Source organism: Mesorhizobium zhangyense, from assembly GCF_011045115.1.
Lineage (GTDB): Bacteria > Pseudomonadota > Alphaproteobacteria > Rhizobiales > Rhizobiaceae > Mesorhizobium_M > Mesorhizobium_M zhangyense.
On the sequence record NZ_JAAKZG010000020.1, the window covers coordinates 28388 to 54147 of the forward strand.

27 protein-coding genes and 1 tRNA gene are annotated in these 25760 nt (G+C 61.5%); 12 read left to right on the forward strand and 16 right to left on the reverse strand.

What is annotated here, in order from left to right; all coding sequences use genetic code 11:
- Nucleotides 1-4 precede the first annotated feature (4 nt).
- The 4 genes from G6N74_RS27625 to argE all read left to right on the forward strand — a co-directional run bounded on the left by G6N74_RS27625 (nucleotide 5) and on the right by argE (nucleotide 5759).
- Nucleotides 5-835, forward strand: a complete 831-nt coding sequence (locus G6N74_RS27625; protein WP_165121215.1) for an ABC transporter permease — start codon at nucleotides 5-7, stop codon at nucleotides 833-835.
- Entirely contained in the window at nucleotides 832-2466 is a 1635-nt protein-coding gene (locus G6N74_RS27630) for an ABC transporter ATP-binding protein (protein WP_165121216.1), read from the forward strand. The genes G6N74_RS27625 and G6N74_RS27630 overlap by 4 nt, the downstream gene beginning before the upstream one ends.
- Nucleotides 2467-2513: 47 nt before the next feature.
- Complete coding sequence (locus G6N74_RS27635; protein WP_165121217.1) at nucleotides 2514-4511, forward strand: pyridoxamine 5'-phosphate oxidase family protein; 1998 nt, start codon at nucleotides 2514-2516, stop codon at nucleotides 4509-4511.
- An 84-nt stretch (nucleotides 4512-4595) separates the two neighbouring features.
- Nucleotides 4596-5759, forward strand: a complete 1164-nt coding sequence (gene argE / locus G6N74_RS27640; RefSeq protein ID WP_165121218.1) for an acetylornithine deacetylase — start codon at nucleotides 4596-4598, stop codon at nucleotides 5757-5759.
- A gap of 297 nt (nucleotides 5760-6056) precedes the next feature.
- Here the strand turns inward: argE and G6N74_RS27645 are convergent.
- A tRNA-Met gene (locus G6N74_RS27645) sits at nucleotides 6057-6133 on the reverse strand.
- Between the two features lie 237 nt (nucleotides 6134-6370).
- On the opposite strand from G6N74_RS27645, the gene G6N74_RS27650 reads away from it, so the two are divergent.
- On the forward strand, nucleotides 6371-7324 hold the full coding sequence (locus G6N74_RS27650; RefSeq protein WP_165121219.1) for a Gfo/Idh/MocA family protein: 954 nt from the start codon (nucleotides 6371-6373) through the stop codon (nucleotides 7322-7324).
- Between the two features lie 63 nt (nucleotides 7325-7387).
- Here G6N74_RS27650 and mnmA read toward each other — a convergent pair whose 3' ends face one another.
- On the reverse strand, nucleotides 7388-8578 hold the full coding sequence (gene mnmA / locus G6N74_RS27655; protein WP_165121220.1) for a tRNA 2-thiouridine(34) synthase MnmA: 1191 nt from the start codon (nucleotides 8576-8578) through the stop codon (nucleotides 7388-7390).
- 275 nt (nucleotides 8579-8853) lie between these two features.
- Between mnmA and sciP the strand changes: the two genes are divergently transcribed.
- Complete coding sequence (gene sciP, locus G6N74_RS27660) at nucleotides 8854-9129, forward strand: CtrA inhibitor SciP (RefSeq protein WP_006203587.1); 276 nt, start codon at nucleotides 8854-8856, stop codon at nucleotides 9127-9129.
- Between the two features lie 66 nt (nucleotides 9130-9195).
- Here sciP and G6N74_RS27665 read toward each other — a convergent pair whose 3' ends face one another.
- Complete coding sequence (locus tag G6N74_RS27665) at nucleotides 9196-10119, reverse strand: NADP-dependent oxidoreductase (protein WP_165121221.1); 924 nt, start codon at nucleotides 10117-10119, stop codon at nucleotides 9196-9198.
- A gap of 93 nt (nucleotides 10120-10212) precedes the next feature.
- Between G6N74_RS27665 and G6N74_RS27670 the strand changes: the two genes are divergently transcribed.
- Nucleotides 10213-10617 carry a winged helix-turn-helix transcriptional regulator gene (locus G6N74_RS27670; protein ID WP_165121222.1) on the forward strand — a complete coding sequence of 135 codons (405 nt, stop codon included), beginning with the start codon at nucleotides 10213-10215 and terminating at the stop codon, nucleotides 10615-10617.
- A 32-nt stretch (nucleotides 10618-10649) separates the two neighbouring features.
- Here the strand turns inward: G6N74_RS27670 and bla are convergent, their stop codons facing one another.
- Together bla and G6N74_RS27680 are read right to left on the reverse strand one after the other, a co-directional pair.
- A complete protein-coding gene (bla, locus tag G6N74_RS27675) occupies nucleotides 10650-11531 on the reverse strand; it encodes a class A beta-lactamase (protein WP_165121223.1) in 882 nt (293 codons plus the stop codon).
- Nucleotides 11532-11708: 177 nt separating this feature from the next.
- Complete coding sequence (locus G6N74_RS27680) at nucleotides 11709-12086, reverse strand: flagellar export protein FliJ (RefSeq protein ID WP_091918304.1); 378 nt, start codon at nucleotides 12084-12086, stop codon at nucleotides 11709-11711.
- Nucleotides 12087-12538: 452 nt separating this feature from the next.
- Between G6N74_RS27680 and ctrA the strand changes: the two genes are divergently transcribed.
- Entirely contained in the window at nucleotides 12539-13234 is a 696-nt protein-coding gene (ctrA, locus tag G6N74_RS27685; RefSeq protein ID WP_091918305.1) for a response regulator transcription factor CtrA, read from the forward strand.
- Between the two features lie 57 nt (nucleotides 13235-13291).
- Here the strand turns inward: ctrA and G6N74_RS27690 are convergent, their stop codons facing one another.
- On the reverse strand, nucleotides 13292-13657 hold the full coding sequence (locus G6N74_RS27690; protein ID WP_165121224.1) for a response regulator: 366 nt from the start codon (nucleotides 13655-13657) through the stop codon (nucleotides 13292-13294).
- Nucleotides 13658-13867: 210 nt separating this feature from the next.
- Nucleotides 13868-14497, reverse strand: coding sequence for a histidine phosphotransferase ChpT (chpT, locus tag G6N74_RS27695; RefSeq protein WP_091918307.1), 630 nt, complete (start codon nucleotides 14495-14497; stop codon nucleotides 13868-13870).
- A 373-nt stretch (nucleotides 14498-14870) separates the two neighbouring features.
- Here chpT and G6N74_RS27700 point away from each other — a divergent pair, with 373 nt between their 5' ends.
- Both G6N74_RS27700 and G6N74_RS27705 read left to right on the forward strand, forming a co-directional pair.
- Nucleotides 14871-15407, forward strand: a complete 537-nt coding sequence (locus tag G6N74_RS27700) for a DUF1134 domain-containing protein (protein WP_244538086.1) — start codon at nucleotides 14871-14873, stop codon at nucleotides 15405-15407.
- A 91-nt stretch (nucleotides 15408-15498) separates the two neighbouring features.
- Nucleotides 15499-16653: a coiled-coil domain-containing protein gene (locus G6N74_RS27705; protein WP_165121225.1), complete on the forward strand. Its 1155-nt coding sequence runs from the start codon at nucleotides 15499-15501 to the stop codon at nucleotides 16651-16653.
- A 6-nt stretch (nucleotides 16654-16659) separates the two neighbouring features.
- On the opposite strand, the gene G6N74_RS27710 is transcribed toward G6N74_RS27705, so the two are convergent.
- From G6N74_RS27710 to G6N74_RS27735, 6 genes are all read right to left on the reverse strand, one after another.
- On the reverse strand, nucleotides 16660-17463 hold the full coding sequence (locus G6N74_RS27710; protein WP_165121226.1) for a TrmH family RNA methyltransferase: 804 nt from the start codon (nucleotides 17461-17463) through the stop codon (nucleotides 16660-16662).
- Nucleotides 17464-17608: 145 nt separating this feature from the next.
- The gene (locus tag G6N74_RS27715; RefSeq protein ID WP_165121227.1) at nucleotides 17609-17959 is read right to left on the reverse strand and encodes an ArsR/SmtB family transcription factor; all 351 of its coding nucleotides are present in this window, start codon (nucleotides 17957-17959) and stop codon (nucleotides 17609-17611) included.
- A 155-nt stretch (nucleotides 17960-18114) separates the two neighbouring features.
- The gene (locus tag G6N74_RS27720) at nucleotides 18115-18885 is read right to left on the reverse strand and encodes a HugZ family pyridoxamine 5'-phosphate oxidase (RefSeq protein ID WP_165121228.1); all 771 of its coding nucleotides are present in this window, start codon (nucleotides 18883-18885) and stop codon (nucleotides 18115-18117) included.
- Nucleotides 18886-18920: 35 nt separating this feature from the next.
- Complete coding sequence (locus G6N74_RS27725) at nucleotides 18921-20069, reverse strand: CaiB/BaiF CoA transferase family protein (protein ID WP_165121229.1); 1149 nt, start codon at nucleotides 20067-20069, stop codon at nucleotides 18921-18923.
- A gap of 12 nt (nucleotides 20070-20081) precedes the next feature.
- The gene (locus tag G6N74_RS27730; RefSeq protein WP_165121230.1) at nucleotides 20082-20843 is read right to left on the reverse strand and encodes a 3-hydroxyacyl-CoA dehydrogenase; all 762 of its coding nucleotides are present in this window, start codon (nucleotides 20841-20843) and stop codon (nucleotides 20082-20084) included.
- Nucleotides 20844-20970: 127 nt separating this feature from the next.
- Nucleotides 20971-21516: a GNAT family N-acetyltransferase gene (locus tag G6N74_RS27735; protein WP_165121231.1), complete on the reverse strand. Its 546-nt coding sequence runs from the start codon at nucleotides 21514-21516 to the stop codon at nucleotides 20971-20973.
- A 269-nt stretch (nucleotides 21517-21785) separates the two neighbouring features.
- Between G6N74_RS27735 and G6N74_RS27740 the strand changes: the two genes are divergently transcribed.
- Complete coding sequence (locus G6N74_RS27740) at nucleotides 21786-22775, forward strand: glutathione S-transferase family protein (protein WP_165121232.1); 990 nt, start codon at nucleotides 21786-21788, stop codon at nucleotides 22773-22775.
- Here the strand turns inward: G6N74_RS27740 and G6N74_RS27745 are convergent, their stop codons facing one another.
- Nucleotides 22776-23276, reverse strand: coding sequence for an NUDIX domain-containing protein (locus tag G6N74_RS27745; RefSeq protein ID WP_165121233.1), 501 nt, complete (start codon nucleotides 23274-23276; stop codon nucleotides 22776-22778).
- A gap of 53 nt (nucleotides 23277-23329) precedes the next feature.
- Here G6N74_RS27745 and G6N74_RS27750 point away from each other — a divergent pair, with 53 nt between their 5' ends.
- Nucleotides 23330-24256: a metallophosphoesterase family protein gene (locus tag G6N74_RS27750; RefSeq protein WP_165121234.1), complete on the forward strand. Its 927-nt coding sequence runs from the start codon at nucleotides 23330-23332 to the stop codon at nucleotides 24254-24256.
- Here G6N74_RS27750 and G6N74_RS27755 read toward each other — a convergent pair whose 3' ends face one another.
- Nucleotides 24257-24865: a hypothetical protein gene (locus G6N74_RS27755; RefSeq protein ID WP_165121235.1), complete on the reverse strand. Its 609-nt coding sequence runs from the start codon at nucleotides 24863-24865 to the stop codon at nucleotides 24257-24259.
- Nucleotides 24866-24975: 110 nt separating this feature from the next.
- Nucleotides 24976-25734 (reverse strand): alpha/beta fold hydrolase, encoded by a 759-nt coding sequence (locus G6N74_RS27760; RefSeq protein WP_165121236.1) that lies wholly within the window; start codon nucleotides 25732-25734, stop codon nucleotides 24976-24978.
- Nucleotides 25735-25760: the final 26 nt, after the last annotated feature.

A 25760-nucleotide genomic window follows, 5' to 3' on the forward strand; every position in this document is an offset into this window, starting at 1 on the left:
CGACATGAAGGATATCATCCGCACCTTTCTGCGGCGCCCCGCCGGCATCGTCGGGCTGGTGCTTCTGGGCCTCGTCTGCCTGATGGCGGTGGTCGCACCCCTGGTCTATCCCGCTTCGCCGTGGGAGATGACCGGCATACCCTTCAGCCGTCCGGGCGAGAACGGCATGCTTCTGGGCGCTGATACGCTCGGCCGCGATATCGCGTCCGGGATCGTCCATGGCGCGCGGGTCTCGATCCTGATCGGGCTGGCCTCGACGCTGACGGCACTGTGCATCGGCGTGCTTCTCGGCTGCATCTCGGGCTATGCCGGCGGTGCGGTCGATGCCGTCATCGTGCGCTTCACCGAGATCTTCCAGACCATCCCGAGCTTCGTGCTTGCGATCCTTCTGGTGGCGATCCTGACGCCGTCGATCGGCACCATCATCCTGGCGATCGGGCTGGTGAGCTGGCCGCCGCTGTCGCGGCTGACGCGGGCGCAGGTGCGCACCGTGGCGCAGCGCGAGTTCGTCCAGGCGGCGCGCTGCCAGGGCCAGTCCACTTTGTCGGTCGTCGTGCGCCATGTGCTGCCGAACGCCATCTCGCCGATCATCGTCGCCGGCTCGCTAACGGTTGCGGCGGCGATCCTGATCGAGGCCGGGCTGTCGTTCATGGGGCTTGGCGATCCCAACTATATGAGCTGGGGCTACATGATCGGGTCCGGGCGCACCGTCATCCGACAAGCCTGGTGGATGAGCGTCTTCCCCGGTCTTGCCATCCTGCTGACGGTTGTCGCCATCAACCTTGTCGGCGAAGCGCTGAACGATGCGCTCAACCCGAGGATATCGCGGGCATGACCGAAACCCTGCTTGCCATCGAAAACCTCGTTCTCGGACTGCCGGACGGTGCCGACCGCGCCCATGCCGTGGACGGGATCAGCCTGACCGTCAATGCCAACGAGATCGTCTGCCTTGTCGGCGAAAGCGGCTCGGGCAAGTCGATGACCGCGCATGCGATCCTCGGGCTGCTGCCGAACAAGGTGAAGGCGCTCAATGGAGCGATCCGGCTCAGTGGGCGCGACCTGCTGCAGCTTTCGCCGCGCGAGATGCGCGCGCTGCGCGGTGGCGAGATCGCGATGATCTTCCAGGAGCCGCTGACTGCGCTGAACCCGCTTGCCCGCGCTGGCGCGCAGGTGGCCGAGGCAATCCGAACCCATGATCCGTCAGCCAATGCGGCGGCGGTCGATGGCCGCGTGCAGGAGCTGTTCGGCCAGGTCGGCCTGCCCGATCCGGCGACACTTTCGGCTGCCTATCCGTTCCAGCTTTCGGGCGGACAGCGCCAGCGCGTGATGATCGCCATGGCGCTCGCCAACAACCCGCGGCTGCTGATCGCGGATGAGCCGACGACTGCGCTCGACGTGACGACGCAGCGCCAGATCCTCGACCTGATCCGCAGCCTGCAGGAAAAGCGCGGCATGGGGGTGCTGTTCATCACCCATGACATCGGCGTGGTTGCCGACATCGCCGACCGCGTCATCGTGCTGCGTCATGGCCGGGTGGTCGAGGAAGGCCCGGCAGCCGAGGTCCTGAGCGCACCGCGCGAGGATTATACGCGCGAGCTGCTGGATGCCGTGCCGGGACGGGGGGCTGTGCGCAAGGCAGAAAGCCGCGAGGCACCGCTGCTGGAGATCAAAAACCTGCAAAAGGTGTTCACGACCAGGCAGAGTTTCTTTGCCACCCCGCGCCGGGTGGTTGCGGCCGAGAATATCAACCTTGTCCTGAACCGGGGCGACACGCTGGCGGTGGTGGGCGAGAGCGGTTCGGGCAAGTCGACGCTGGCGCGCATGGTGTTGCGGCTGATCGAGCCCGACGGCGGCGAGATCCTGTTCGACGGCGCTCCCGTCAACGCCATGGGCCGCGAGGCGCTGCGGCAGTTCCGCCGCCGCACGCAGATCGTGTTCCAGGATCCCTACGCCTCGCTCGATCCGCGCCTGAAGATCGGCGAGAGCATCGTCCGGGGGCCCATGGCCTTCGGCACGCCGCGCAGCGATGCCGAGGCCATCGCCAAACGCTGGCTGGAACGGGTCGGCCTGGGCGCTCACGCCCTCGACCGGTTCCCGCACGAATTCTCCGGCGGGCAGCGCCAGCGCATCTGCATTGCGCGGGCTCTGGCGCTCGACCCCATCTGCCTGATCGCCGACGAAGCAGTCTCGGCGCTCGATGTCTCGGTGCAGGCGCGGGTGCTGCAGCTTCTCGCAGAGCTCAAGGCGGAGATGGGGCTCAGCATGCTCTTCATCACCCACGACCTGCGCGTCGCCCGCGAGATCGCAGACCGCATCGTCGTCATGCAGCACGGCCGCATCGTCGAACAGGCACCCGCAGCCGAACTCTTCGACACACCACGCGCCGACTATACAAGACGACTGCTCCAAGCCGTTCCAGGCAGGGAGTTCTTTGCAAGCAGGGAAAGGGCCGGCGCTGCCGTCTAGGGCATGCGAAGCCTGTAGCGTAGCGAACATGAATGTGGATGACGACCATGGATGACCACACGCGTTCCTTCATCGAGAAGTCGACGCTGCTGTTCATTGCCTCACGCAATGGTGAGGGCGCGATGGATGTCTCGCCGCGCGGCGGCCAGCCTTCGGTGGTCCGGCTGCGCGACGATGGCAGCCTGCTGCTTCCAGATTATGTCGGCAACCGCAGGCTCGACACCATCGGCAATCTGCTGAGCAATCCCGATGTCGCGCTGGTCCTGCTCACCCGGCGTTGCGAGGAGTATCTGCGGATTGCCGCACGCGCGAGCGTGTCGCAAAGCGGGGAAGACATCGCCGCCTTCCCCGCCGACGAGAACCGTCCGCTCAGCGTCATTGTGCTGACGCCGACCCGGATGGAGTTGGTGCCAAGCAAGGCCTTCGCCAGAAGCGGCTTCTGGATCGATCCGGCCGACAGGAAGCCGCCGCTGGACGTCCTGGATATCTATGCCAGGGACGGCCGATGGCAAGCCGAGGGCGGGCGCAAGCCGGTTCTCTATGACGCTGCCGCTGAAAGCCGTCTTGCCGAGGCCGGCCTGCGGGACTTTTACGGGACGCCGAGCCCGCTGGTGCAGACCAAGGTCTACAACACCGCCGGCCCGGGCTTCATGGGATTTATCGACGATGCGCAGTTCATCGTCTTTGCGCATGAAAGCGATACGGGCGAGATCCTGATGGACCTTGTGGGCGGGTCGCCCCTTCGACTCGATCCCGATACGAACACACAGTCCCTCCTGCTCGATGTCAGCCACGAAGGCTCAGTAGCGTCCGCCACGCCGCATTCCGCCCCATTCGCGCTCTTGGCTGCCGAGCCGGGCCGGTCCGACAACATACGGCTCAACGGCGCCTATCGCGAGGTGAGCACCCAGCCGGACGGGCAACGCCGGTTGAGTGTGCATCCCGAAGAAATCTACTTCCACTGCTCGGCCGCTTTTGCCCGCTCGCGGATATGGACGGATTCGCGCCCGGTTGCCTGGAGTGGCCGGCGCAGCTTCACCTGCGTTGCCCGAAAACGGGAAAGCCCCGACGTCGTGTCTTTCGTGCTGAAGCCACGCGATAATGCGCCGATCGGAGCGGTTGCGCCCGGGCAATATGTGACCGTGTCCCTGCCCAAGGACGAGCATCAGGCGCAGCGGCGGCGTTGCTATTCCGTCTCCGGCACTCCCGACGCGCAATCGCTGCGCATATCCGTGCGCCGGATCGGCGGTGGCGGCGTCTCGGATCTGCTGCACGATACGGTCGATGTCGGAGATGAAGTGTTCCTCGGCACCGCGGGCGGACAGTTCGTGCTCGACAGCGCGCCGCTGCGTCCGGTGGTGCTTGTCAGTGCAGGCGTCGGCATCACGCCGCTTCTGCCGATGATGGAGGAACTGGCGCGCGAGCCTGTGGGGCGCGATGTCTGGTTCGTTCACGTGGCCCGCAACGCCAGACATCATTTGTTCGCGGAAGAGGCTCGGCAGATCGCAAGAGACGCGAGCAGCAACATCAGGCTATTCACGGCCTATTCCCAACCTGAAAGCAATGACGTCTGCGATCATTCAGGCCGCATCGATGCTCCAACGCTGGTATCGCTGGTGCCGGTTGCCGATGCCGATTTCTACATCTGTGGCCCGGATGAATTCATGTCGTCGCTCAGGCAAGGCCTGATCGATTTTGGCGCTGCGCCCGAAAGCATCAGGATCGAGGCATTCGAGCCGCGAAGCGGCGGTCTGGCGGGAGCCTTGTCGAGCGGGATGGCTAGCCGTGCGCCCCGCAAGGTGGAGTTTGCACGTTCGGGCAAGAGTTTGACGTGGAAACCCGAAAGCGGATCCTTGCTGGATCTCGCCTTGGCGAACGACATCGAGGTCCAGTATTCCTGCCGCAACGGCGAATGCCAGTCCTGTGTGCAGCGCTTCGTCAGCGGCAGCGCCGACTATCCCACCGGCGAAGAGCCGCTTCTGGCGCGCGGCCAGGTAATGCTTTGCCAGGCCATCCCGCGCGGCGATCTCGTCCTCGACTGCTGAGCCTTCGATTGATGTTCCTGCCGCATCTGGTGTGCCGCATAGGATGATCGTTTCCCAAAGCTGTTAGTGACTGAAAGGATTCGCATGTCCTCACCCCGGAGTTTTACGCCGAAGGAGATGCTGGAACGGCTGGTCGCCTTCCCTACCGTTTCGTCGGACAGCAACCTTGAACTGATCGAATTCGTCAAAGCTTATCTGGCCGAACACGGCGTGTCCTCGACGGTGATCTTCAACGAGGACGGCTCGAAGGCCAATCTTTTCGCGACGATCGGCCCGATGGCGCCCGGCGGAGTGGTGCTGTCTGGCCATACCGATGTCGTGCCGGCACTTGAAGCGGGCTGGACGAACAGCCCGTGGTCGCTGACCGAACGCAACGGCCGGCTCTACGGCCGGGGTTCATGCGATATGAAGGGCTTCAATGCGCTCGCTTTGGCGGCAGTGCCGAACATGCTTGCGGCAAGCCTCAAGGCACCGATCCACATCGCTCTTTCCTACGATGAGGAAGTCGGATGCAAGGGCGCACCGTCGATGGTCGAGAGGATGATCGAGAAGGTGGCCACGCCTCGGGCGGTCTTTGTGGGCGAGCCGACGCGCATGCGCGTGGTCAATGGGCACAAGGGGATCGTCGCTTTCAACACCCATGTGCGCGGCCACGCGGTCCATTCCAGCCGAATCGATACCGGCGTAAGCGCCGTCATGATCGCGGCCCGGCTTGTGACCTGGCTGGACGACACGCTGGCCGACAACAGCCGTCATCCCGCGCCGGGCGCTTTCGAACCGCCCTATACGACCCTGCATTGCGGCGTGTTCAATGGCGGTGTGGCTGGCAACATTGTGGCCGAATCCTGCAGCTTCGTCACGGATATCCGCGCCATTCCGCAGGAGACCGGACAGGGTTTCCGCGACAGGTTCGAGCAATACGCGCGCACCGAGATCGAGCCCGCGATGAAAGCTATTGCCCCGAATTCAGGCATCGAGATTGAGGATCTCTCATCCGTTCCGGGCCTTGCACCGGAACCGGACGGCAATGCGGAGGCACTCGCGCTTGCGCTGACGGGCGCAAACGATACGGCGGTCGTTGCCTATGCGACGGAAGGCGGCATTTTCCAGAATGCAGGCTGGTCGACGATCGTTGTGGGACCGGGCGACATCGCACAGGCCCATCAGGTCGATGAGTATATCGAGGTTGAGCAACTGGCAGCCGGAGAGCGGTTTATCCGGCGACTGATCGCGGACCTCGCCCGATAGGTGTTGGGCCTTGGACCTGAAGCGGCGGGTCGTTCTTGTTATCGGCGCGCCCGTGGCTTGGATCGCCGTGGCGTTGATGCACGATCGCTTGTTGAACTCGACTAGAACGGGATATCGCAGGCCCGGCAGCGCGAGATCGATCGTATCGTGGACGCGGTAGCGAAAGGTCTAATGGAAGCCGAAGAAATCGGGATAGGATCAAAGTCGCTAAGGCGGAGCGCAATCGTCTGCAAGCCGAACTCGATTTTGTTCCGCCACTGCTCCAAGGAGCAGTCCCACTGGTTTCAGTGGGAGCGATGGTAGCGGGAAGTGGACTCGAACCACCGACCCCAGGATTATGATTCCCGTGCTCTAACCAACTGAGCTATCCCGCCACGGAGCGAAAGTCCGAAAATTCGCCGCAATTGAGCGGGCATTTCGAAGCCTTCGCCGAAGGTCGGGCGGATATAAGGTCGCGACGGTAGGGCTGTCAAGCACCGAGAGCCGGTGCGACTTCAAGAATTGATGCAAAGAAATCCTTTCTGGCATTCCATTTGATTCAGTGGGCGGGGTTGAGTTCGAAACGGTGCGCCGTTATGTCTCCGCCACCTATTTATTGAGTTCATAATTTGATGAAACCGCGAATTGCAGTTCTGGGATGCGGATATTGGGGTGCGAACCATATCCGCACTCTAAAGGCCCTCGGTGTCCTCCACGCGGTTTCGGACGCCAACAAGGCGCGTGCCGAAGGCTTTGCCTCGGAGCAGGATTGCCTTGCCATCGAGCCCGACGCCCTGTTCACCCGCAAGGATATCGACGCCATCGTCATGGCGCTGCCGCCGCAGTTTCATGCCGAAGCGGCGATAAAGGCTGTGGAAAACGGCAAGGACGTGCTGGTCGAAAAGCCGATCGCGCTGACCGTTCCGGATGCAGAGCGCGCGGTTGCGGCGGCAAAGGCCAACAAGCGCATCTTCATGACCGGCCATGTGCTGCGCTTCCATCCCGCCTTCGAGAAGCTCAAGGAACTGATCGACAATGGCGAGCTGGGCGAGGTGAAATACATTCACTCGCACCGTCTCGGGCTCGGAAAGTTCCATACCGAAAACGACGCGCTGTGGGACCTGGCGCCGCACGACCTGTCGATGATCCTGGCGATCACCGGTTCGGCGCCGACGGAAATACGCGGCGAGGGTGCTGCCCTTCTGGATCACCAGAGCGATTTTGCCCATCTGCACATGCGTTTCCCCAACGGGCTGCGCAGTCATCTGTTTACTTCGCGCCTCAATCCCTACCGCGAGCGGCGGCTGACTGTGGTCGGCACGCGGGCAATGGCGGTGTTCGATGATGTCGAGCCGTGGGAGCGCAAGCTTGCCGTCTATCGCCATGCCGTCTGGCAGGATAGCGGCCAATGGGCGTTTACTGCCAATGAGCCGACCTACATTCCGGTGGAAGGCGGCATGCCGCTAACGCGCGAACTGGAACACTTCCTGTCGTGCATCCAGACGCGGGCCGAGCCGCGCACCAGCGGTGAGGAAGCAATCACCGTTCTTCGCATCCTGACTGCCGGGACAGTCACGCACGGTTGAGCCTATTGGCGCGCCGGCGGTGATACGCCGCCGCCAGCCCTGTCTTGTTTTATCCGGAGCTTGTTACTCGGCAGCGATCGTGTTCGAGCGCGCGGCGAGCTTCGTCAGCATGGCTTCGGCCTCGGCACCCCGTTCGGAACGCTCGATGAAGCCGCCGCCGAGCACGCGGGCGTCGTTGCCGTCATCGACATAGAGCACACAGGCCTGGCCCGGTGCGATGCCCGATTCGCCATCGCCGAGTTCGACGAAGATTGCGCCGTCGCGATTGTGAAGCACTGCTGGACGCGGCGGGCGGGTGGAACGCACCTTGGCGAAAAGCTCAATGCCTTCCGGTCCGATCTCGCCCAGCGGCGTGTCGCCCAGCCAGTTCATGTCGCGCAGGTAGATCTTGTGCGTCTCCAGCGCCTCGCGCGGGCCGACGATGACGCGGGCGCGCTCGGCGTCGAGATGAACAACGTAGAGCGGTTCGCCCGAGGCGATGCCGATGCCGCGGCGCTGGCCGATCGTATAGCGCAGGATGCCGTCATGGCGGCCGAGCACGCGCCCATCGATATGGACGATGTCGCCGGGATTGGCGGCGGTCGGCTTCAGCTTGGCGATGATGTCCGAATACTTGCCCTGCGGCACGAAGCAGATGTCCTGGCTGTCCTGCTTGGTGGCAACCGAAAGCCCGAGATCCTCGGCGATGGCGCGTACCTCCGGCTTCGACAGGCCGCCGAGCGGGAAGCGCAGATAGTCGATCTGTTCCTGCGTGGTGGCGAAAAGGAAATAGCTCTGGTCGCGGTCGGCGTCGACCGGACGGTAAAGCGCGCGGTGGGCGCCATTGGCGCGTGAGCGGATGTAATGACCCGTCGCCAGTGCGTCGGCGCCGAGTTCGCGCGCGGTCTCGAGAAGGTCGGCGAACTTGACCGTCTGGTTGCACGACACGCAGGGGATCGGCGTTTCGCCGGAGACATAGCTCTCGGCGAAGGGATCGATGACCGCTTTGCGGAAGCGTTCTTCATAGTTCAGCACATAATGCGGAATGCCGAGCGTCTCGGAGACGCGGCGGGCGTCGTCGATATCCTGACCGGCGCAGCACGAGCCGGCCCGGTGGGTGGCTGCGCCATGATCGTAGAGTTGAAGCGTCACGCCGACGACGTCGTAGCCTTCACGTTTCAGGATGCCTGCCACGACAGACGAATCGACGCCACCCGACATCGCAACCACGACGCGTGTATCTTCAGGACGTCCGGGAAGGTCCAGGCTGTTCATAAAAGGATGGTCCGTTTCAGCTGTTCGGGCGCTTCATGCCAACGACGGGAATATAGGTCAAGCCGCCGCAAAGCGCCACAGTTGGCGTTTGTGCCACATGAGATGAGGTTTTTAACACTTTCATTGGCACCATGCAGCAACACCAGTGGGCCGCTTCATGGTTAACAAAAGGTTCACGAACATTACTCAAGGCTTACCATCGGTTTAGGCAATTTTTAAAGCTGTGGCGGTAATGTGGTTGTGATTGGGTCTTTAAGTTTTGTGTAGAGAGTACTATGACCGATCTGGTTAGACCGCGTGTCAAATATGTTATTGGGCCTGACGGCAGCCCGCTTACCATTGCCGATCTTCCTCCGACGAATACCCGTCGCTGGGTCATTCGCCGCAAGGCCGAAGTTGTTGCGGCCGTTCGCGGGGGGCTTTTAAGCCTCGAAGAAGCATGTCAGCGCTATAAACTGACAACCGAAGAATTTCTGTCCTGGCAGGCATCGATCGACGAATACGGCCTTGCCGGGCTGCGGACCACCCGTATCCAGCAATATCGACATTGATTTTCTAGGCACCAGCGAAACGGCCGAACCGCAAGGTCCGGCCGTTTTCTTTGTCGATCGTATCGATCAGACCGCGAGCACCACCTTGCCCTTTGGCCGGGTGCCGAGGAATTCATGCGCCTTGCCCGCCTGTTCGAGCGGGAAGGTCTTTTCGACGTGGACGGTGAGTTTGCCCGTCTCGACGAGACGGACGAGTTCCTCAAGACCCTCACGATCGGGAACGACGGAAATACGTTCGACGCGCACGCCGAGTGCCGGCGCCTCGGCGCGCGTCTTTTCGCCGGGATCGAGCAGCGACACGAGTACGCCGCCCTTTCGCAGCGACTTGAGCGACTGTGCGGCATGGTCGCCGCCGATGGTCTCGAACACGATGTCGATGTCGCGCGCTTCCTTGGTGAAATCGGAAGCCTTGTAGTCGATGACCTCGTCGGCGCCGAGCGAGCGGACGAAATCGATCTTCTCCGCGCTGGCAGTCGCCAGGACATAAGCGCCGCGCGCCTTGGCTATCTGCACCGCTAGATGGCCAACGCCGCCGGCTCCCGAATGGACCAGCACGCGCTGCCCTTCCTTCAGGCCGCCGGCGCCTACCAGCCCTTGCCACGCGGTCAGGCCGGCAAGAGGCAGGGCCGCTGCATGATTATGATCGAGCGTTTTGGGTTTGCGGACGAACTCGTCTTCCGAGATCGCGGCTTCCTCTGCATAGGCGGCTGCCTGCCTGGGAAAGCGCGAGAGACCGAATACCTCATCGCCGACCTTGAAACGGCCACCTTCGGAAGCTCTCTCGACAATGCCGGAAATGTCCCAGCCGATGGTGAAGGGCGGTTCGCCAAGCAGCGGGTAGAAGCCGCCGCGCACCGCGATATCGACAGGATTGATGCCGGCCGCCTTGACCTTGACGACTGCCTCGCCGTGGCTGAGGTCGGGTGAGGGGCGGTCTTCGATTTCAAGGACTTCCGGTCCGCCGGCAGTCTTCTGGGTGATAGCGCGCATGATGCAATCTCCTGTTTTTACGATCACGTCACTATCATTTGGATAGTAATTATCCATTGTCCAGTATGCACAATTTGGATATATAGGTACCTTATGTATAGCAATGATCCGGACAAGCCCTTCGGCTACGACGCATTCCGCCGTGAATGCATGTCGCATACGGTTCTCGAAATGCTGTCGAGCAAATGGGTTTATCTCGTTGTCGGTGCGTTAAGCTTCGGACGACGCCGGCATGGCGAGCTTGCCCGCAAGGTCGAGGGCATCACGCCAAAGATGCTGACGCAGACGCTTCGCGTGCTGGAGCGCGACGGGCTGGTGCTGCGTGAGGTTTTTCCCGTAATCCCGCCCCGGGTGGAATATGAACTGACCGAACTTGGTCGCAATCTGGCAGGCCTGCTCAACGAGATCAGGGCCTGGTCGGAACGACACGTTCCCGAGATCGTCGAAGCCCGCAAGCAGGCGTCTCCGGATTCAGAGGGCGCCTCGGCAGCCTTGTAGCTTTGCCTGCAAGGCTGCCGAACGATGCCTCGTCAGACGAGGGACGCCGCGATGCGGCCAACCTCGGCATGAACGGTGTTCTTCTCGTCCGTCGATGCCGATGATTCGGCAAAGTAGGACGAAACGATGATCGGCCCGCGCTTCGGCGGCCACAGGATGCCGACATCGTTGGCCGAGCCATTGTCGCCGGTTCCGGTCTTGTCGCCGACTTTCCAATCCTTGGGCAGGTGAGCGCGCAGGCGCTTGTCACCGGTCTTGTTGGCCAGAAGCCACGTCTTGAGTTGGTCTCGCGAGGCAGGCGACAGGGCATCGCCAAGCACCAGTTTCTGCAGGTCCGCCAGCATCGCTGCGGGGCTTGTCGTGTCGCGCGGATCGCCGGTCTTTGCTTCGTTCAGTGCAGTCTCGATGCGATCGAGCCGGGTCACTTCGTCGCCAAGCGTACGCGCATAAGCAGTCAGCCCGGCCGGTCCGCCGAAGCTGGCCAGCAGAAGATTGCCGGCGGTATTGTCGCTGAGGGTGATTGCCGCTTCGCACAGTTCGGCAAGCGTCATGCCTTTCTTACCGGCATGCTTTTCAGTCTCCGGTGAGTAGGTGACGAGATCCTTCTTCTCATATGTGATGCGGCGGTCCAGTTTTTCCTCGCCCTTGTCGACGCGGGCCAGAACGGCTGCCGATGCCAGGACCTTGAAGGTGCTGCACAGGGCAAAACGCTCGTCGGCGCGGTGCTCGATCCTGGTTCCATTTGCCGTGTCGAGAATGGCGACGCCAAGCCTGCCGCCATATTTCTTCTCGAGGGCACGCAGTTGCGCTGCGGCGTCTTTTACGTCGGCCCACGCCGTCCGTGCCACCGTGAGGGCAGGGGCAGCAAGAAGCGAGCCGGCCAGTATCGAGCGCCGTGTCAGCGAAATTGTCATGAAGTCGTCTCCCGATTCGAAAAGCAGCCCGTCCGGGCAGCAATCCGCCATAGAATGCGGGCGCTTTGTTGCTGCTCAGGCAGCGATTTTGTGACGGAAAACGTATTTTTTGTGCCAGCCCGGACGCTGTTTTGCGTCCAGGAAGCGCTGCCGGTCGACCGGATAGGACCGGCTGCCTCAGCCGATCATGGCGCTGCGGTTGTCGCTTTCGATCTCGCGGCTCTTGCTGTCGCGTGATTCGAGCATTTCCGCCTTGGAAAGCTCCGCTTCAGCTTCGCCGAGTAATGATTCGGCTGCGGCTCGCTGTTGAAGCAGGTCGGATTGCGAATTTTTGAGGTTGTCGCGGCGGAGGCGGGCAGCCTTGGCGAAAGTCGGGTAGGCAAAATGATTGATATCGGTGATGCCGGCTTTCTTTTCCTCGGCGTTGATCTGGAACTCCAGTTCTCCGGCCATGCGATCGAATTCGGCAATCATCATGTCGAGCTGCAGCAGCTGGCGGCGTTTCTCATTCACCTGAAACTGCTTCAGCCGAACCAGGTTTTCACGTGATTTCATGATTCGATACTCCAATTCACGCACACTCTCCCATCAAACCGCCCCCTTGCAGCCCGAAAAGGCCCGACCAACACACGCGTCCACGGTTTCCCGGCAAAAAAGGAAACAAATCCCTAAAATTTTCGCCGCCGGTAACCATTCGTTTACGGGCATTGTTAATCATAAGGGGCAGGACTTAAGGGGCGGTAAAAATTTGGCTGCGAAGCCTAACGACCACAACAAGAGTCAAAAGAATCACTTAGCGCCAATTGTTAACGTGGCTTGTTAATAAATGGAGCGGGGATTCTTCATTAGATTCAAGAGGGTGTATCCAGGGGTTAAAAATTCTGTTACTGCTTGCCAAGCGGAATTAGGATTTGTTAACCATTCGATGGCAGCCTGCGACCTAGGCAATCACTGCTCCGGTACCGGATGGCTCACGATGCGGTCCGGCGGCAGAAAAGGGGAATGAAATGCGCGTTCTGCTGATTGAAGACGACAGTGCGACAGCACAAAGCATCGAGCTGATGCTGAAATCGGAGAGTTTCAACGTCTATACGACGGATCTCGGTGAAGAGGGCGTCGATCTCGGCAAGCTCTACGACTACGATATCATTCTCCTCGACCTCAACCTGCCGGACATGTCCGGCTATGAAGTCTTGAGGACGCTGCGGCTGTCCAAGGTAAAGACGCCGATCCTCATTCTCTCCGGCATGGCCGGCATCGAGGACAAGGTTCGCGGGCTTGGCTTCGGCGCCGACGACTATATGACCAAGCCGTTCCACAAGGACGAGCTCGTCGCCCGCATCCACGCCATCGTGCGCCGTTCGAAGGGCCACGCCCAGTCGGTCATCCTCACCGGCGACCTGGTGGTCAATCTCGACGCCAAGACCGTTGAAGTCGGCGGCCAGCGCGTGCATCTGACCGGCAAGGAATACCAGATGCTGGAACTGCTCTCGCTGCGCAAGGGCACCACGCTGACCAAGGAAATGTTCCTCAACCACCTCTATGGCGGCATGGACGAGCCTGAACTGAAGATCATTGACGTCTTCATCTGCAAGCTGCGCAAGAAGCTCGACACCGCTTCCGGCGGCCAGAACTTCATCGAAACGGTCTGGGGCCGCGGCTATGTGCTGCGCGAGCCCGAGGAAATCCGCGAAAGCGCCTGAGTTTTCTGCAAGCGATTGAAAAGGCCCGGCTTTTGCCGGGTTTTTTCATTTTGGGACTCAAGCTGCCCGCAGATCGCGGAAGCGCGATAGCAGTTGCGACCGGTTGAAAGGCTTCAGGAGGTAATCCTGGGCGCCGGCGCGCTTGGCACGCATGATCGCGCCGATGTCGAACTCGACCAGGCATATCGCGATCCTCGGCGTGACCGGGCTGTCGATGGCGCGAATACGGCGGATCACGTCGGCGCTCGCCATATCGGGAAGCGCGCCGTCGACGACGATGATGTCGGGCATGTCGGCGGCGCACATGTCGATGGCTTCGGAGCCGGTGGCGGCCTCGATCACAAGCATGTCGTGGCCGCTCAGGATGCGCTTCGCGACCTTCCTGATGACGCTCGAATCGTCGATGAACATGCAGCGTTTCATGAGCCCGTCTCTCTTTGCATCCCCCGCGCGAGCCAGAGAACCGGACCGTGCGGATGCAAGTTAGCCCGGCGATGTAAAAAAGCTGAAAATCCGTTGGGTAAAGTTTTCGTAAAAATAGTGGCTTAGGCCCCGCAGCCAAGCGTTTCAGGGATACGCGTTCAGCGCATGATCCCCGAAATGGAGCAGTGCGAAACCTGCTTCTGCCGGAAACTAAGCGGCGGTGAAGACTATCTCGTCCGAAGTAGCGTGGATGGAGATCGTCATGCCTGCCTCGCGCGCCAGCAGCAATGTGTAATAGGGCTGGACGGCGTGGGCGTCGATTGCCTCTTCCGGCTGGTGGCCGGAATGAAGCTCGAGGAATTTCGGCGGCACGCGCAGCATCGGCCCGCTTGCAGAGAGCGTGAATTTCGGCTCGGTTTCGACATCGTCGAGCGTCACGGCGATCTTGCCACCACGCGGGATCGCGGCGTTGGCCACCAGAACCAGGTTGAGCAGCAGCTTGACCTTGTTCTTCGGCAGCAGTGCGCGTCGCCCAGTCCAGGTCAACTCCGGCTTCTCGTTTTTCAGGAAGGCAGTCGCCACGGCTTCTGCATCGCCGGTGTCGATCAGCATTCCGGCCGAGCCTGCCGCGCCAAAGGCGATGCGGGCGAATTGCAGCCGCGCCGAGGCATTGCGGGCGCTGGCGCGAATGAGGTTCATGGCGTCTTCGTCGGCGCCGCCTTCATCAAGCAGTTCCAGCCCGTTGTTGATTGCGCCGACGGGCGAGATGATGTCATGGCACACGCGGCTGCACAGCAGGGCAGCGAGATCTGGTGCGGACAGCGCGAAGAGATCGGACATTGAACGGTATCCCTAACATCAATTAACGAATCAGTGCGAAGCAGTTCTACCGCGCCAGCCCGAACGAATCACGTCTGGCTCTCAGGCCGCGATCATACAGGCATCGTCCGGCCAGCGAAAAGTTCCAGCATTTTCGTCTTTAAAATCAGCGTTTGCACGGCCACCAACGCTGTCGCCAGCCTTCGAACCGCCATCTTCATGTGAAAGCTTAATGGTTGAAAAAGGATTACGGCATAATTTGCGGGTGAGTGACCCTGAAAGCGGCCAACAAAGAGCCGCGACAGGCAGTAGGCGTCGGCGAGTGTGCTCCCGGACGGAGATTGGAAGCATGTTTTCCCGACTATACAACCGGAATCTGTTCCGGCTGATCGCAATGATGTTCGCCGTTTCGAGCATCGTGGCTTTTTCTTCATCGGCCTTGCGGGCTCAGGAATATTCCGCTCAGGAAATCGTGGACTCCGGCCATCGCTTCTTTGGCGCCACATCCGGTGGGCTGGCGACGGTGATCGAGAAGATATTCTCGTCCTACGGCCTGCCGAACGGCTATATCCTCGGCGAGGAAGGTTCCGGCGCGCTGATCGGCGGGCTCACCTATGGTGAAGGCTCGCTCTACACGAAGAACGCGGGTGATCACAAAGTGTTCTGGCAGGGTCCGTCGCTGGGCTGGGATTTCGGCGGCGAAGGCTCGCGCACCATGATGCTGGTGTACAATCTCGATGACGTTTCCAACCTCTACAACCGCTTTGGCGGTGTCGCAGGTTCCGCCTATGTCGTTGCGGGCGTCGGCTTCAACGTCATGAAGAACGGCAACATGCTGCTGGTGCCGGTGCGAACCGGTGTCGGTGCGCGGCTTGGCATCAATATGGGGTATCTGAAGCTGACCCAGCGGGCGACGTGGAACCCGTTTTAAGCATACGGACCACCATTGCGTTGCCCCGAACACCGCCCTGTGGCAGATAGGCCGAGGGCGGGCGGAGCCCACCGGCAACGGATAGTGTAATGTGATCCAGTCCATCCTGTTCTTTGTGCTTGGCTTCCTGTGTGCCGGCTTCATTGCCGTGCTGATCACACCGGTTGCCTGGCGGCGGGCTGTCAACCTGACGCGCAAGCGCATCGAAGGCTCGATGCCGCTGACGCCAAGCGAAATCCAGGCCGAGAAGGATCGCATCCGCGCCGAAGCGGCGATGTCGATTCGCCGGTTGGAAATGAAGGCCGAAAGCCTGCAGGCAAAGAATGCGTCGCAGCTCGTCGATGTCGGCCGCGCCCAGGAACAGGTCAAAAAGTTTGCCGCCGAGCGCGATGCGAAGGTCAAGGCGCATGACGCGCTGGCGGTGAGGGTCGGTGCCATGACCGCCGATCTCGCCAAGCGCGACGAGGAATTGAAGCGCCTCAGCGAAAGGCTTGCCGAGATTGAAGGCACCAGCACGATGAGCGCCGATGAACTGGAAAAGCTTGGCCGCATGTATGATGAGGCGAGTTTTTCGTCCAGCAGCCGCCAGATCGAATTGGTGGCGCGGGAAAGCGAGCTTGAGAGGCTCACCAGCGAGTTGTCGAAGCTGAAGGCGCAGCGCAAGGAAGCTGACGTGCAGGCCAAGGCCATGGCTCTTGAAACCAGGACAGCGCGCGAAGGCCTGACGGTGGAAAAGAAGCGGGCGGGCGACCTTGCCAGAAAGGTGGATACGCTGACCGCCACGCTTGCCGACCGTGACGACAGGCTGGAACGGCGTGAGCGGGAACTGGCGCGGCTGCGTGATGCGTCGAAGGGCAATGAGCCCGCCGGCACAGCTTCGCAAGCATCGGCATTGGCCTATGCGGACGCGGATGACGATATCGACAGAAGACTGGCGAAATTGTCAGCCGATCGCGAGCGTCTGGAAGAGCGGCTGACCACGCTGGCGCGCGAGAACAAGCGGCTGAAGTCGGAAAATTCCACTCCCGCGTCGCCGGATAGCCCCGGCGACGATGACGAAAACGCCAGGCTGCGTGAGCAGATGAACGAACTGGCGGCCCATGTGGTCAATCTGGCGGCGAAGCTGGATGGTCCCGATTCGCCGATTGCCAAGGCACTGGCGGCCGAGACAGGCGAGGGTGCAGGCCGAACGGTCAGCCTTGCCGATCGCGTGCGGGCACTGCAGACGGCGACGTCTGCGGACTGAGCAACCCTAAACGCGATGGTCGGTGAAGTGATGCAAGGTGATTGCAGACGCAGCCGCCACGTTCAGGCTGTCAAAGCCGCCCGCCATGGCGATCTTCACCGTTTTCAGCCGCCGCATCAGCTTTTCCGGCAGGCCTTCGCCTTCGGTGCCGAACCACAAAGCGAGCCGCTGTGGCCGCGCCATGTCGCGGCAGTCGACCGTGCCCTGCGGCGACAGGGCGATCTGCTCGAAGCCGTGTTTTCCGAGGGTGTCGACAAGACTACCGGTTTCGCTTGCGACGGCGAAGGGTACTTTGAGTGCTGCGCCGACGGAGACCCTTATCGCCTTGCGATAGAGCGGGTCGCAGCAGGTTTCGTCGAGCAGGATGGCATCCGCGCCAAAGGCTGCGGCGTTGCGGAAGATCGCGCCGATGTTGTCGTGATTGGCGATGCCGACCAGGACCACCACCAATGCGCGTTCCGGCAGGGTTTCCAGAATCGTCTCGATTGTTTCGGGCGGCCGCTTGAGGCCTATCGCCAGCACGCCGCGATGCATGTGGAAGCCGGCGATGCCGTCCAGAACATCGCTGGAGGCAACGTAGACCGGCACATCGGCCGGAACGGATTTCAGTGTTTCGGCCATGCCGGCGAGGCGGTTTTCAAGCAGCAGAACTGATTCCACCTCGAAACGCCGCGCTGAAAACAGAACGTTGAGAACGACTTTGCCTTCGGCGACAAAGCGGCCCTGCCGGCCGGCCAGATCGCGTTCGCGAATGTCCATGTAAGGCGCGACGCGAGGGTCGGCGGGGTCGTCGATGCGAATCGGGTCCATCGGGCTCGTCAGTCTGCCAGAGCATCGGACCAAAGCGGAATCCGGCTTTCGAAATATTCCGACGCTCATTCAAGGTGTTGGATCGCTTGTGGGTTCGCACCGCGATCCAGCGATGGATTTCTTAAAGAGCGCCAACCGTTGCCGGTCAAGACTTCTGAGCGAGGGCCGGGCTCTGAGCGTAGGATTTCTCGTAGACCTCGTCTGCGCCGTTGAAGATCCCATCGAGCGTGCCGATCAATTGCCGCACCGCGGCGGAATTGCATGAATAGTAGATCATCTGCCGGTCGCGCCGCGTCTCGACTATGTCGATGCTGCGCAATTTCGCCAGATGCTGCGAGAGTGCGGACTGGCTGAGCGAAACCTTCTCGGCAATCGCACCGACCGACATTTCACCTTCCAGCAGATGGCTGATGATGACGAGACGCTTCTCATTACCCAAGAGGCTGAGCAGCGTGGCTGCAGCTCCTGCATTATCGATAAGCGGATTGGCGGTCATACTTTCCCCCACGGTAACTTTTCCCTCGACGTCATGGGGGCAATAACGTCGAGAAACGCGCGTCGGTTTCACCTGAAACCAACAATTTCTAAAAAAGCAAAGCCTAAAAGCAATTTTGCTAATTCGAGGCCCTGCTGCTTCCTTAAAGACCAGAGCTAGCGCCGTATGTGATCTGCTTCACGTCCGCTCTTGGCCATTTCGACAAGCATCTTTCTCAATTCGCCGGCTTCCGTCAACTTACGCGGGAAGAAAACACGTCGAATTTGGTCGCCTGTTGCAATATCCATACCATCGGCGTCAAAGCCGGTGACGATCCAGCCGTCGCCCTCCGCCTTTGCATAGCGGCGGGCATAGACCGCGATCGCGTCGAGATGGTCGGAATTCATGTGGTCGAGCGCCGACTGCTCGCTGTCGGCAAGCGCTTCAAGCGCGGGGCTGTTGGTCAAGAGATCGGCCGGCGTCAGATTGTAAGCCTTGCCGAAACCTGCATTCAGGCTGGCACCATCGATCTCCAGCCGGAAAAACGAGAAATCACCCAGGCCGACATAGAGTTCTGCCTTGGGATTGCTATTCAGATAGCGGCGTTGCGCCCGGGCGTGGGCGGGTGTGCCGCGTTCCAGTTGCCTTGCCCGGCAATAAAGCGAAATGCGCGGGTGGGCGAGCGGATCGCCCTTGCCGGCCTGGCCGAGCAGCAGCGAGCAGCGTGGATCGGCGATAAGCGCTCGGGTGTGGGCGGCAAGCAGCGAAACCAGAATCAGCGGCGTTCCATCGACGTCGGTGGCGGTGCCGACACGGCTTGCCAGCGGCGCGCCGGTTTCGGGATCGAGGGTGGCGATGGCACCATGGCGCGCGGTGCGGATCAGCGTCTTGGCGAGTGTGATCGCCTCGGCGTCCGTTTCGCGAATGACATCTTTTTTCGTCTCCACCCCGTCCTCACCAAATCATGACTATCGATATCCACTTATTTGCCGACAATGCCTTCCTTGGCAAGGGTCTCGATCTCGGTCTCTGAAATACCGAAGCGGGAGAGGATGGTCGCGGGTGTGCTGTCGACGGGCATTGCTGCCTGCGTGCCGCTGCGCGAAAATCGTGGTGCCGGGCCGGGGCGTAGCAGTGAACCAGCCTCGACATGCGCTTGCCGTGCGCGGTTGTGCGGATGGTGGGGCGCTTCCTTGAGCGACAGGACAGGCGCCACGCAGGCATCGGTGTCTTCGAACAGCGCACTCCATTCATCGCGGCTTTTCATCCGTAAGCGATCTGTGATCGCTCCTCGCATCTCATCCCAAAGCGACTTGTCATATTGGGCCTTGGCGAAACGTTGGTCGAGTGGCAGCAGCCGGCAGAACTCGGCGAAGAACTGCGGCTCAAGACAGGCGACTGCGATGTGCCTGCCGTCGGCGGTTTCGTAGGTGTCGTAGAAGGGCGCACCGGAATCGAGCAGGTTCTCGCCACGGCGATCCTGCCAGAACCCGGCGGCCATGAAGCCGAAGAGGGGCGTCGCCAGCATGGACGTGCCGTCGACCATGGCGGCGTCCACGACCTGGCCCTTGCCGGATTTGAAGCGCTCGAACAGCGCTGCCAGAATTCCGGTGATCAAGAACATCGTGCCACCGCCATAATCGGCGACGAGGTTGAGCGGGGGCACCGGCTTGCCGCCCTTCTGGCCGATGGCATGAAGTATGCCGGTATAAGCGAGATAGGTGAGGTCGTGGCCGGCGCGCTGGGCCATGGGTCCGGTCTGGCCGAAGCCGGTCATGCGGCCATAGATCAGGCCGGGATTGCGGGCGCAGGCGATCTTAGGCCCCAGCCCCAGCTTTTCCATGACACCGGGCCGGAAACCCTCGATCAGCGCGTCGGCCTTTTCGACAAGGCGCAGCACCAGTTCCACGCCTTGGGCCTGCTTGAGATCGACGCGGAGGATTTCGCGGCCGTGCCGGTCGAGGTCATATTCGGGCGGCAGTGACAGGAATGCCCGGTCCGTCCGCAGGCGTTCGACGCGGATGACGTCCGCACCCATCTCCGACAGGATGAGGCCGGCCAGCGGTACCGGACCAAGCCCGGCCATCTCGACGACGGTCAGGCCTGAAAGCGGTCCCGGCTTCGCGGTCATGGATTGCCGGCTCTATTTCGGCGCCATGCGGATCGCGCCGTCGAGGCGGATCGTTTCGCCGTTGAGCATCTGGTTTTCGACGATGTGAAGGGCAAGGGCGGCATATTCCGAAGGCTCGCCGAGGCGCGAGGGGAACGGCACCGCCGCACCCAGCGAATCCTGCACCTCCTGCGGCATGCCGGCCATCATCGGCGTCTTGAAGATGCCGGGCGCGATCGTCATCACACGGATGCCGGAGCGGGCGAGGTCGCGTGCTACCGGCAAGGTCATGCCGACAATGCCGCTCTTGGAGGAGGAATAAGCGGCCTGTCCCATCTGCCCGTCATAGGCGGCGACGGAAGCGGTGCTGACGATGACGCCGCGCTCGCCGCCTTCCAGCGCATCGAGCTTGGCCGCGCGGTCGGCGAAAAGTCGTATCATGTTGAAGGTGCCGATCAGATTGACCTCGATCACCTTGCGGTAGAGGTCGAGCGGATGAGGGCCGTCCTTGCCGACCGTCTTCATGCCGATGGCGATGCCGGCGCAGTTTACGAGGATGCGCGGCTCGCCCAGTTTCGCGGCTATCTCGGCAATGGCGGCTTCAGCGCTTTCGGCATTGCTGACATCGCATTCGGCTGCATATCCGCCGATGTCGCCCGCGACCCTTTGCGCACGCTCGACGCTGATATCCAGAACCCCGACCTTTGCGCCGCGTGCGGCAAGCGCCCGTGCCGTGGCTTCGCCGAGGCCGGAACTGCCGCCTGTGACAAGTGCTATCTGGCCGTTGGGGTTCATGGGCGAATTTCCTCCTGGATTCCAAGCAAATAAATTTCAGCCCGAAGCGGGTTCATGCTTCGGGCCGTTGTTTCAACATCAAACCGTTCCGCAGGGTTTTCACCTTCGCGGAAGCGGGATGTCAACATCATGCTACGGAGGCTTGCTCGGCCACGCAATCGATTTGGAGCCCCGCGAGGTCGGCGTGGCAAACCTCACCCGTCAGCGTCGCGACAGCGCCGGGCTGAATTTCGACTGCGAGAATCCGGTCGAGATCGACCGGGCGCGGCATCGTTATCTGCCCGCGCGGGATACGTTTGAAGCCGAGCGGGCCATAATAGGGTTCGTCGCCGACCAGAACGACCGAAGGCGCGCCGGCCTTCTTCGCGGCGTCCACTGACATCGCTACAAGTTTGCGGCCGATGCCCATGTTTTTGAAGGCAGGGCGCACTGCAAGCGGTCCGAGCAGCAAGGCGCGGCCTTCTCCGGCGGCAATCCAGGTCATCCGTACCGACGCAATCACCGCGCCGTCATAGGTCGCGACGAAGGACATTTTGCGTTCGTGGGGGCCACCTTCGCGGATCTTGTAGGCGGCGCGCGCAAAGCGGCCCGGGCCAAAGGCCTCTTCATTGATCGCGTCGATTTCAGAATCATGCGCCGGCAGTTCCGGCAGGTAGGTCACGGCGAGAGTCATGGTCTTTGCATCCGGTCGAGGAGACTATCCGCAGCGTATGGCAGCGGTCGGGAATCAGCGCTTGTTTAAGCGCGGGCGCCCATTCGTCGTCGGTCGAACCGAATATGTGCAAAGTGTGTTGCCATTGAGGTGACCCGCTACCATCAAATTTCGACCCCGTCCACCGGAATTCTTCAATGAAACGATCGCGTTGACGAACTGTTCAGACAACAAGGGTTTCTGCCTGCCACCTCGGTCCCTACATTGGGCTTCACAAAAGGAGCATCGCCATGGGACTGCTGGTCGACGGAAAATGGGTGGATCGCTGGTACGATACCAAGGATTCCGGCGGGCGCTTCGTGCGCCAGCAATCGGGGTGGCGCGACTGGATCACGGCCGACGGTAAGCCTGCGCCGGGGCGGACACGCGGCTTCAAGGCCGAGCCGGGCCGCTATCATCTCTATGTCTCGCTCGCCTGTCCCTGGGCGCATCGCACGCTGATATTCCGTGCCTTGAAAAAGCTCGACGATGTCATTTCCGTTTCGGTCGTGCACCATTTCATGGGCGAGAAAGGCTGGACGTTCCTGACGGACGATGGCGCCACCGGCGACACGCTCTATGGCCTCGACTTCCTGCATCAGATCTACACAAAGGCCGACCCCGCCTATTCGGGCCGGGTAACGGTGCCGGTTCTCTGGGACAAAAAGGAACAGACGATCGTCTCGAACGAGTCTTCTGAAATCATCCGGATGCTGAATTCGTCCTTTGATGAATGGGGTGACGCATCGCTCGACCTTTACCCGCAGGCGCTGCGGGGCGAGATCGATGTGATCAACGATCTCGTCTATCCAGCGATCAACAACGGCGTCTACCGGGCCGGCTTCGCGACGACGCAGGAGGCCTATGAAGAGGCATTCAAGGAGCTCTTTGGCGCGCTCGACACGCTGGAGGATCGCCTGTCACGCCGGCGCTATCTGGTCGGCGACTGGCTGACCGAAGCCGACTGGCGGCTGTTCACCACGCTGGTGCGTTTCGATCCGGTCTATGTCGGCCACTTCAAATGCAATCTCAGGCGCATTGCCGACTATCCGAACCTGTCGAACTACCTGCGCGATCTCTTCCAGGTTCCCGGCGTGGCGCAGACCGTTAACATGCGGCATATCAAGGCGCATTATTACGGCAGCCATGCCACGATCAATCCGACGCGCATAATTCCCGTCGGGCCGGAGGTCGATCATTTGGCGGCGCATGACCGCAACCGGTTCAGGAAGGCTGCCTGATTACCAGTAAGGCGACACTTCCGTGCCATCCAGAACCTCGGCGATGCGTCGCAGCGTTGCCGGGGTTGTCTCAGAGGGCAGGGCATCGCGCTTGAAGAAGCCGGCCTCGGCGATTTCGTAATCGGGCTGTTTTGGCGACGTCTGCCGATAGCTTTCGATTAGATACATGGCGACATGGTCGCGCCGACTTGCCTGGCGGTTGAAATGCAGGGATTTCAACACCGCCGGCGCGGTGATCTCTATGTTGCCTTCCTCGACCAGTTCGCGCGCCAACGCGTCGGCCATGATCTCGCTTGTTTCCACCCCGCCGCCCGGTAGCTGCCAGCCAGGAACATAGGTGTGGCGAATCAGAAAGACGGCATTTTCCGCACGGTCGTAGACCAGTCCGCGCACGCCAAGCGTCATCGGGCGGCGCAGCAGGAAATAGAAATGAAAGATGTTGGAGCGCAGACGCGCCCATGCGCTCTTTCCCTGTTGCGTTTCGCGCTCGCTGATTGTCATCCTGCGGCAACCGGCTTCTGGAAAGCTGCAAGCGCGTATCCTAAAAGGGTTGAATGTTCAGGCTTGCGCATATTTCCGATATCCATCTGGGACCTCTTCCCGCTGTAACCTATCGCGAACTCGCCTCCAAGCGGGCGGTTGGCTATGTCAATTGGCAACGCAACCGTCGCCGTTACCTTCATGACGGCGTGATCGACGCGATCGTGTCCGATCTGAAGGCCAAGAATCCGGACCATCTGGCGGTGACGGGTGATCTCGTCAATCTGGCGCTGGATGGCGAGATCGAGCTGGCGAAGCTTTGGCTTGAGATGGTCGGCAAGCCGGAGGATGTTTCGGTGGTGCCGGGAAACCACGACGCCTATGTGCCCGGCGCCTTCGACAAAATCTGCCGCGCATGGGGTCCGTGGATGGCCGGCGATGGGCAGAACGCGCCGGTCGACCGTCATGGTTTTCCCTATTTGCGCGTGCGCGGTCAGGTCGCCCTGATCGGCGTTTCCTCTGCGCGGGCGACAGCACCCTTCATGGCCAATGGCTTTTTCCGTGAGGAGCAGGCTCACAGGCTTGGTAGCATGCTTGACGATGCCGGCAAGCGCGGGCTGTGCAGGGTTGTGATGATCCATCACCCGCCGGTGCGAAGCGCCGTTGCCCAGCACAAGCGCCTGTTCGGCATAAGGCGTTTCCAGAAGATCATCGCCTGTCACGGCGCGGAACTGGTGCTGCACGGGCATTCGCACGAGCCGTCGCTCTTCTGGATCGGCAAGCGCGGGTCGACACGCGTGCCGGTGGTGGGCGTCGCCGCCGCCGGCCAGGCACCGGGCGGCAGCAAGCCTGCGGCGCAGTACAATCTCATCGATATTTCGGGCGAGGCGGGCGCATGGGATATTCGCCTCAGCCGTCACGGTCTGACCGGTGCGGCAATGCCTCCGTCCGAGATCATGGCGCTGGACCTGACCAATGCGCACGAAACCGTTGGGCGCTGATCAGAACGAAATCTTGATCGCGGAGAGGCGGTCCCAGAACAGGATGGCGGCAACCGCAACGCCGACCAGCGCACCGGCCGTGATGATGCCAAGTCCTGAAAAGAATGTTCTCCAGCCGTCGGAGCCGGAGGTGCGAAGGGCGGGAGCCGCTTCGGCAACATCCGCACTGCGGGCAAAACTCTGCCCGACGCCGCCATCCATCAGGCGCTGACGCTCGACGATGCGCTCGGCGATGTAGCGGGTTACCTGATCGGCAACCGGCTTGATGCTGGTGGATTCGGCAAGCACCACACGGCCGATGCGCGTGTCGTGGAGAAAGCGATAGGTGCGGCGGTCACGGCCGAGGCCGACATGGCTGACGGCGTCGATCCACAGCCGCGGCTGCAGGCCGGAGGACACGGCAAAGTCGAACATGTCGATATCGGCGGGAACGTCGGCAAAGACGGGGGCCAGCTCCTGCGCCAGCAGATCGAGCCGCATGCGGCTCGCCTCGCGCAGCTCCACGACGACATCCTCGCGGTCGGCGGCGGCGTTCTTGACGTCGCGAATGACGTCGGCAAGCCGGTGCGTCTGGTCGATCGGCGTGACGTTTTCCCCTGCATCGCTCATGGGCAGTGGCTCCAAACCCGCGGCTACGTTAACGAACTCTTAACATAGCGAATGTGGGATTGCATCTGTTCCAGCGCCAAATTCGGCGGGTTTGACCGTCCGCGACCCGTTCAGCCCATGGTGCGGCGGATGATGTCCAGCACGGTTTCAGGTGCCTCTTCCGGCAGCATGTGGCCGGCACCTTGCAAGGGATAAAGCCTGAAGGCTGATGGCAAGCCGGTAGTCTGCGAGAAGGGCAAGACCGAATCCTCCGTTCCCCAGGCGACTGCGACCGGCATGGTCAGCTTTGCCAGCATTTCGCGCGGGATGACGCCCTGCCTGTCGTTTTCAGTAATGGAGGCGGCGATTTCGATCAGTTTTTCGCGCTGGCCGTCCGTGCTGCGCACCGTCTCCAGTGCCAGGACGGAATCGTCTGCGGGGTGAAATTCCGGTCCCGACATCGCATCGAGGCAGTCGCGCATCTCGGCCTGCGATCTGGCCTCCGCAAAGCGGCGCAGCAAGGGTCCGGCTATTTCTTCTCCGAAGCCGCCGGGAGCCAGCAAGGTCAGTGAGGCGATACGGGCAGGGTCGGAAAGGGCAGCCAATGCCGCAATCGCCCCGCCCATCGAATGGCCGACGAGATGGGCCTTTTTGATGCTACGCGCGGCGAGATCGGCAAGAATTGCGCGCACGGCAATTTTTGCAGGCCCTGCGTCGGGCCAGCCAAGCGAGCTACCATGGCCGGGCAGGTCATAAGCTATGACGCGATTTTCCGAAGCAAGCTCGGTCGCTATACGATCCCAAATGCCATGGAACCCGCCGAAGCCATGGATAAGCACGACAACGCGGGAGCCGGTGCCTGTCTCGGCGGCGAAAAGCTGTTGGGTCATCTGAAGCGATCTCTCCGGCAGGACTG

What these genes read in the sequence shown, in the direction of transcription:
- G6N74_RS27625 (WP_165121215.1), top strand. Translation starts at nt 5, where the DNA reads ATGAAGGATATCATCCGCACCTTTCTGCGGCGCCCCGCCGGCATCGTC.
- G6N74_RS27630 (WP_165121216.1), top strand. Translation starts at nt 832, where the DNA reads ATGACCGAAACCCTGCTTGCCATCGAAAACCTCGTTCTCGGACTGCCG.
- G6N74_RS27635 (WP_165121217.1), top strand. Translation starts at nt 2,514, where the DNA reads ATGGATGACCACACGCGTTCCTTCATCGAGAAGTCGACGCTGCTGTTC.
- argE (WP_165121218.1), top strand. Translation starts at nt 4,596, where the DNA reads ATGTCCTCACCCCGGAGTTTTACGCCGAAGGAGATGCTGGAACGGCTG.
- G6N74_RS27650 (WP_165121219.1), top strand. Translation starts at nt 6,371, where the DNA reads ATGAAACCGCGAATTGCAGTTCTGGGATGCGGATATTGGGGTGCGAAC.
- mnmA (WP_165121220.1), bottom strand. Translation starts at nt 8,578, where the DNA reads ATGAACAGCCTGGACCTTCCCGGACGTCCTGAAGATACACGCGTCGTG.
- sciP (WP_006203587.1), top strand. Translation starts at nt 8,854, where the DNA reads ATGACCGATCTGGTTAGACCGCGTGTCAAATATGTTATTGGGCCTGAC.
- G6N74_RS27665 (WP_165121221.1), bottom strand. Translation starts at nt 10,119, where the DNA reads ATGCGCGCTATCACCCAGAAGACTGCCGGCGGACCGGAAGTCCTTGAA.
- G6N74_RS27670 (WP_165121222.1), top strand. Translation starts at nt 10,213, where the DNA reads ATGTATAGCAATGATCCGGACAAGCCCTTCGGCTACGACGCATTCCGC.
- bla (WP_165121223.1), bottom strand. Translation starts at nt 11,531, where the DNA reads ATGACAATTTCGCTGACACGGCGCTCGATACTGGCCGGCTCGCTTCTT.
- G6N74_RS27680 (WP_091918304.1), bottom strand. Translation starts at nt 12,086, where the DNA reads ATGAAATCACGTGAAAACCTGGTTCGGCTGAAGCAGTTTCAGGTGAAT.
- ctrA (WP_091918305.1), top strand. Translation starts at nt 12,539, where the DNA reads ATGCGCGTTCTGCTGATTGAAGACGACAGTGCGACAGCACAAAGCATC.
- G6N74_RS27690 (WP_165121224.1), bottom strand. Translation starts at nt 13,657, where the DNA reads ATGAAACGCTGCATGTTCATCGACGATTCGAGCGTCATCAGGAAGGTC.
- chpT (WP_091918307.1), bottom strand. Translation starts at nt 14,497, where the DNA reads ATGTCCGATCTCTTCGCGCTGTCCGCACCAGATCTCGCTGCCCTGCTG.
- G6N74_RS27700 (WP_244538086.1), top strand. Translation starts at nt 14,871, where the DNA reads ATGATGTTCGCCGTTTCGAGCATCGTGGCTTTTTCTTCATCGGCCTTG.
- G6N74_RS27710 (WP_165121226.1), bottom strand. Translation starts at nt 17,463, where the DNA reads ATGGACCCGATTCGCATCGACGACCCCGCCGACCCTCGCGTCGCGCCT.
- G6N74_RS27715 (WP_165121227.1), bottom strand. Translation starts at nt 17,959, where the DNA reads ATGACCGCCAATCCGCTTATCGATAATGCAGGAGCTGCAGCCACGCTG.
- G6N74_RS27725 (WP_165121229.1), bottom strand. Translation starts at nt 20,069, where the DNA reads ATGACCGCGAAGCCGGGACCGCTTTCAGGCCTGACCGTCGTCGAGATG.
- G6N74_RS27730 (WP_165121230.1), bottom strand. Translation starts at nt 20,843, where the DNA reads ATGAACCCCAACGGCCAGATAGCACTTGTCACAGGCGGCAGTTCCGGC.
- G6N74_RS27735 (WP_165121231.1), bottom strand. Translation starts at nt 21,516, where the DNA reads ATGACTCTCGCCGTGACCTACCTGCCGGAACTGCCGGCGCATGATTCT.
- G6N74_RS27740 (WP_165121232.1), top strand. Translation starts at nt 21,786, where the DNA reads ATGGGACTGCTGGTCGACGGAAAATGGGTGGATCGCTGGTACGATACC.
- G6N74_RS27745 (WP_165121233.1), bottom strand. Translation starts at nt 23,276, where the DNA reads ATGACAATCAGCGAGCGCGAAACGCAACAGGGAAAGAGCGCATGGGCG.
- G6N74_RS27750 (WP_165121234.1), top strand. Translation starts at nt 23,330, where the DNA reads ATGTTCAGGCTTGCGCATATTTCCGATATCCATCTGGGACCTCTTCCC.
- G6N74_RS27755 (WP_165121235.1), bottom strand. Translation starts at nt 24,865, where the DNA reads ATGAGCGATGCAGGGGAAAACGTCACGCCGATCGACCAGACGCACCGG.
- G6N74_RS27760 (WP_165121236.1), bottom strand. Translation starts at nt 25,734, where the DNA reads ATGACCCAACAGCTTTTCGCCGCCGAGACAGGCACCGGCTCCCGCGTT.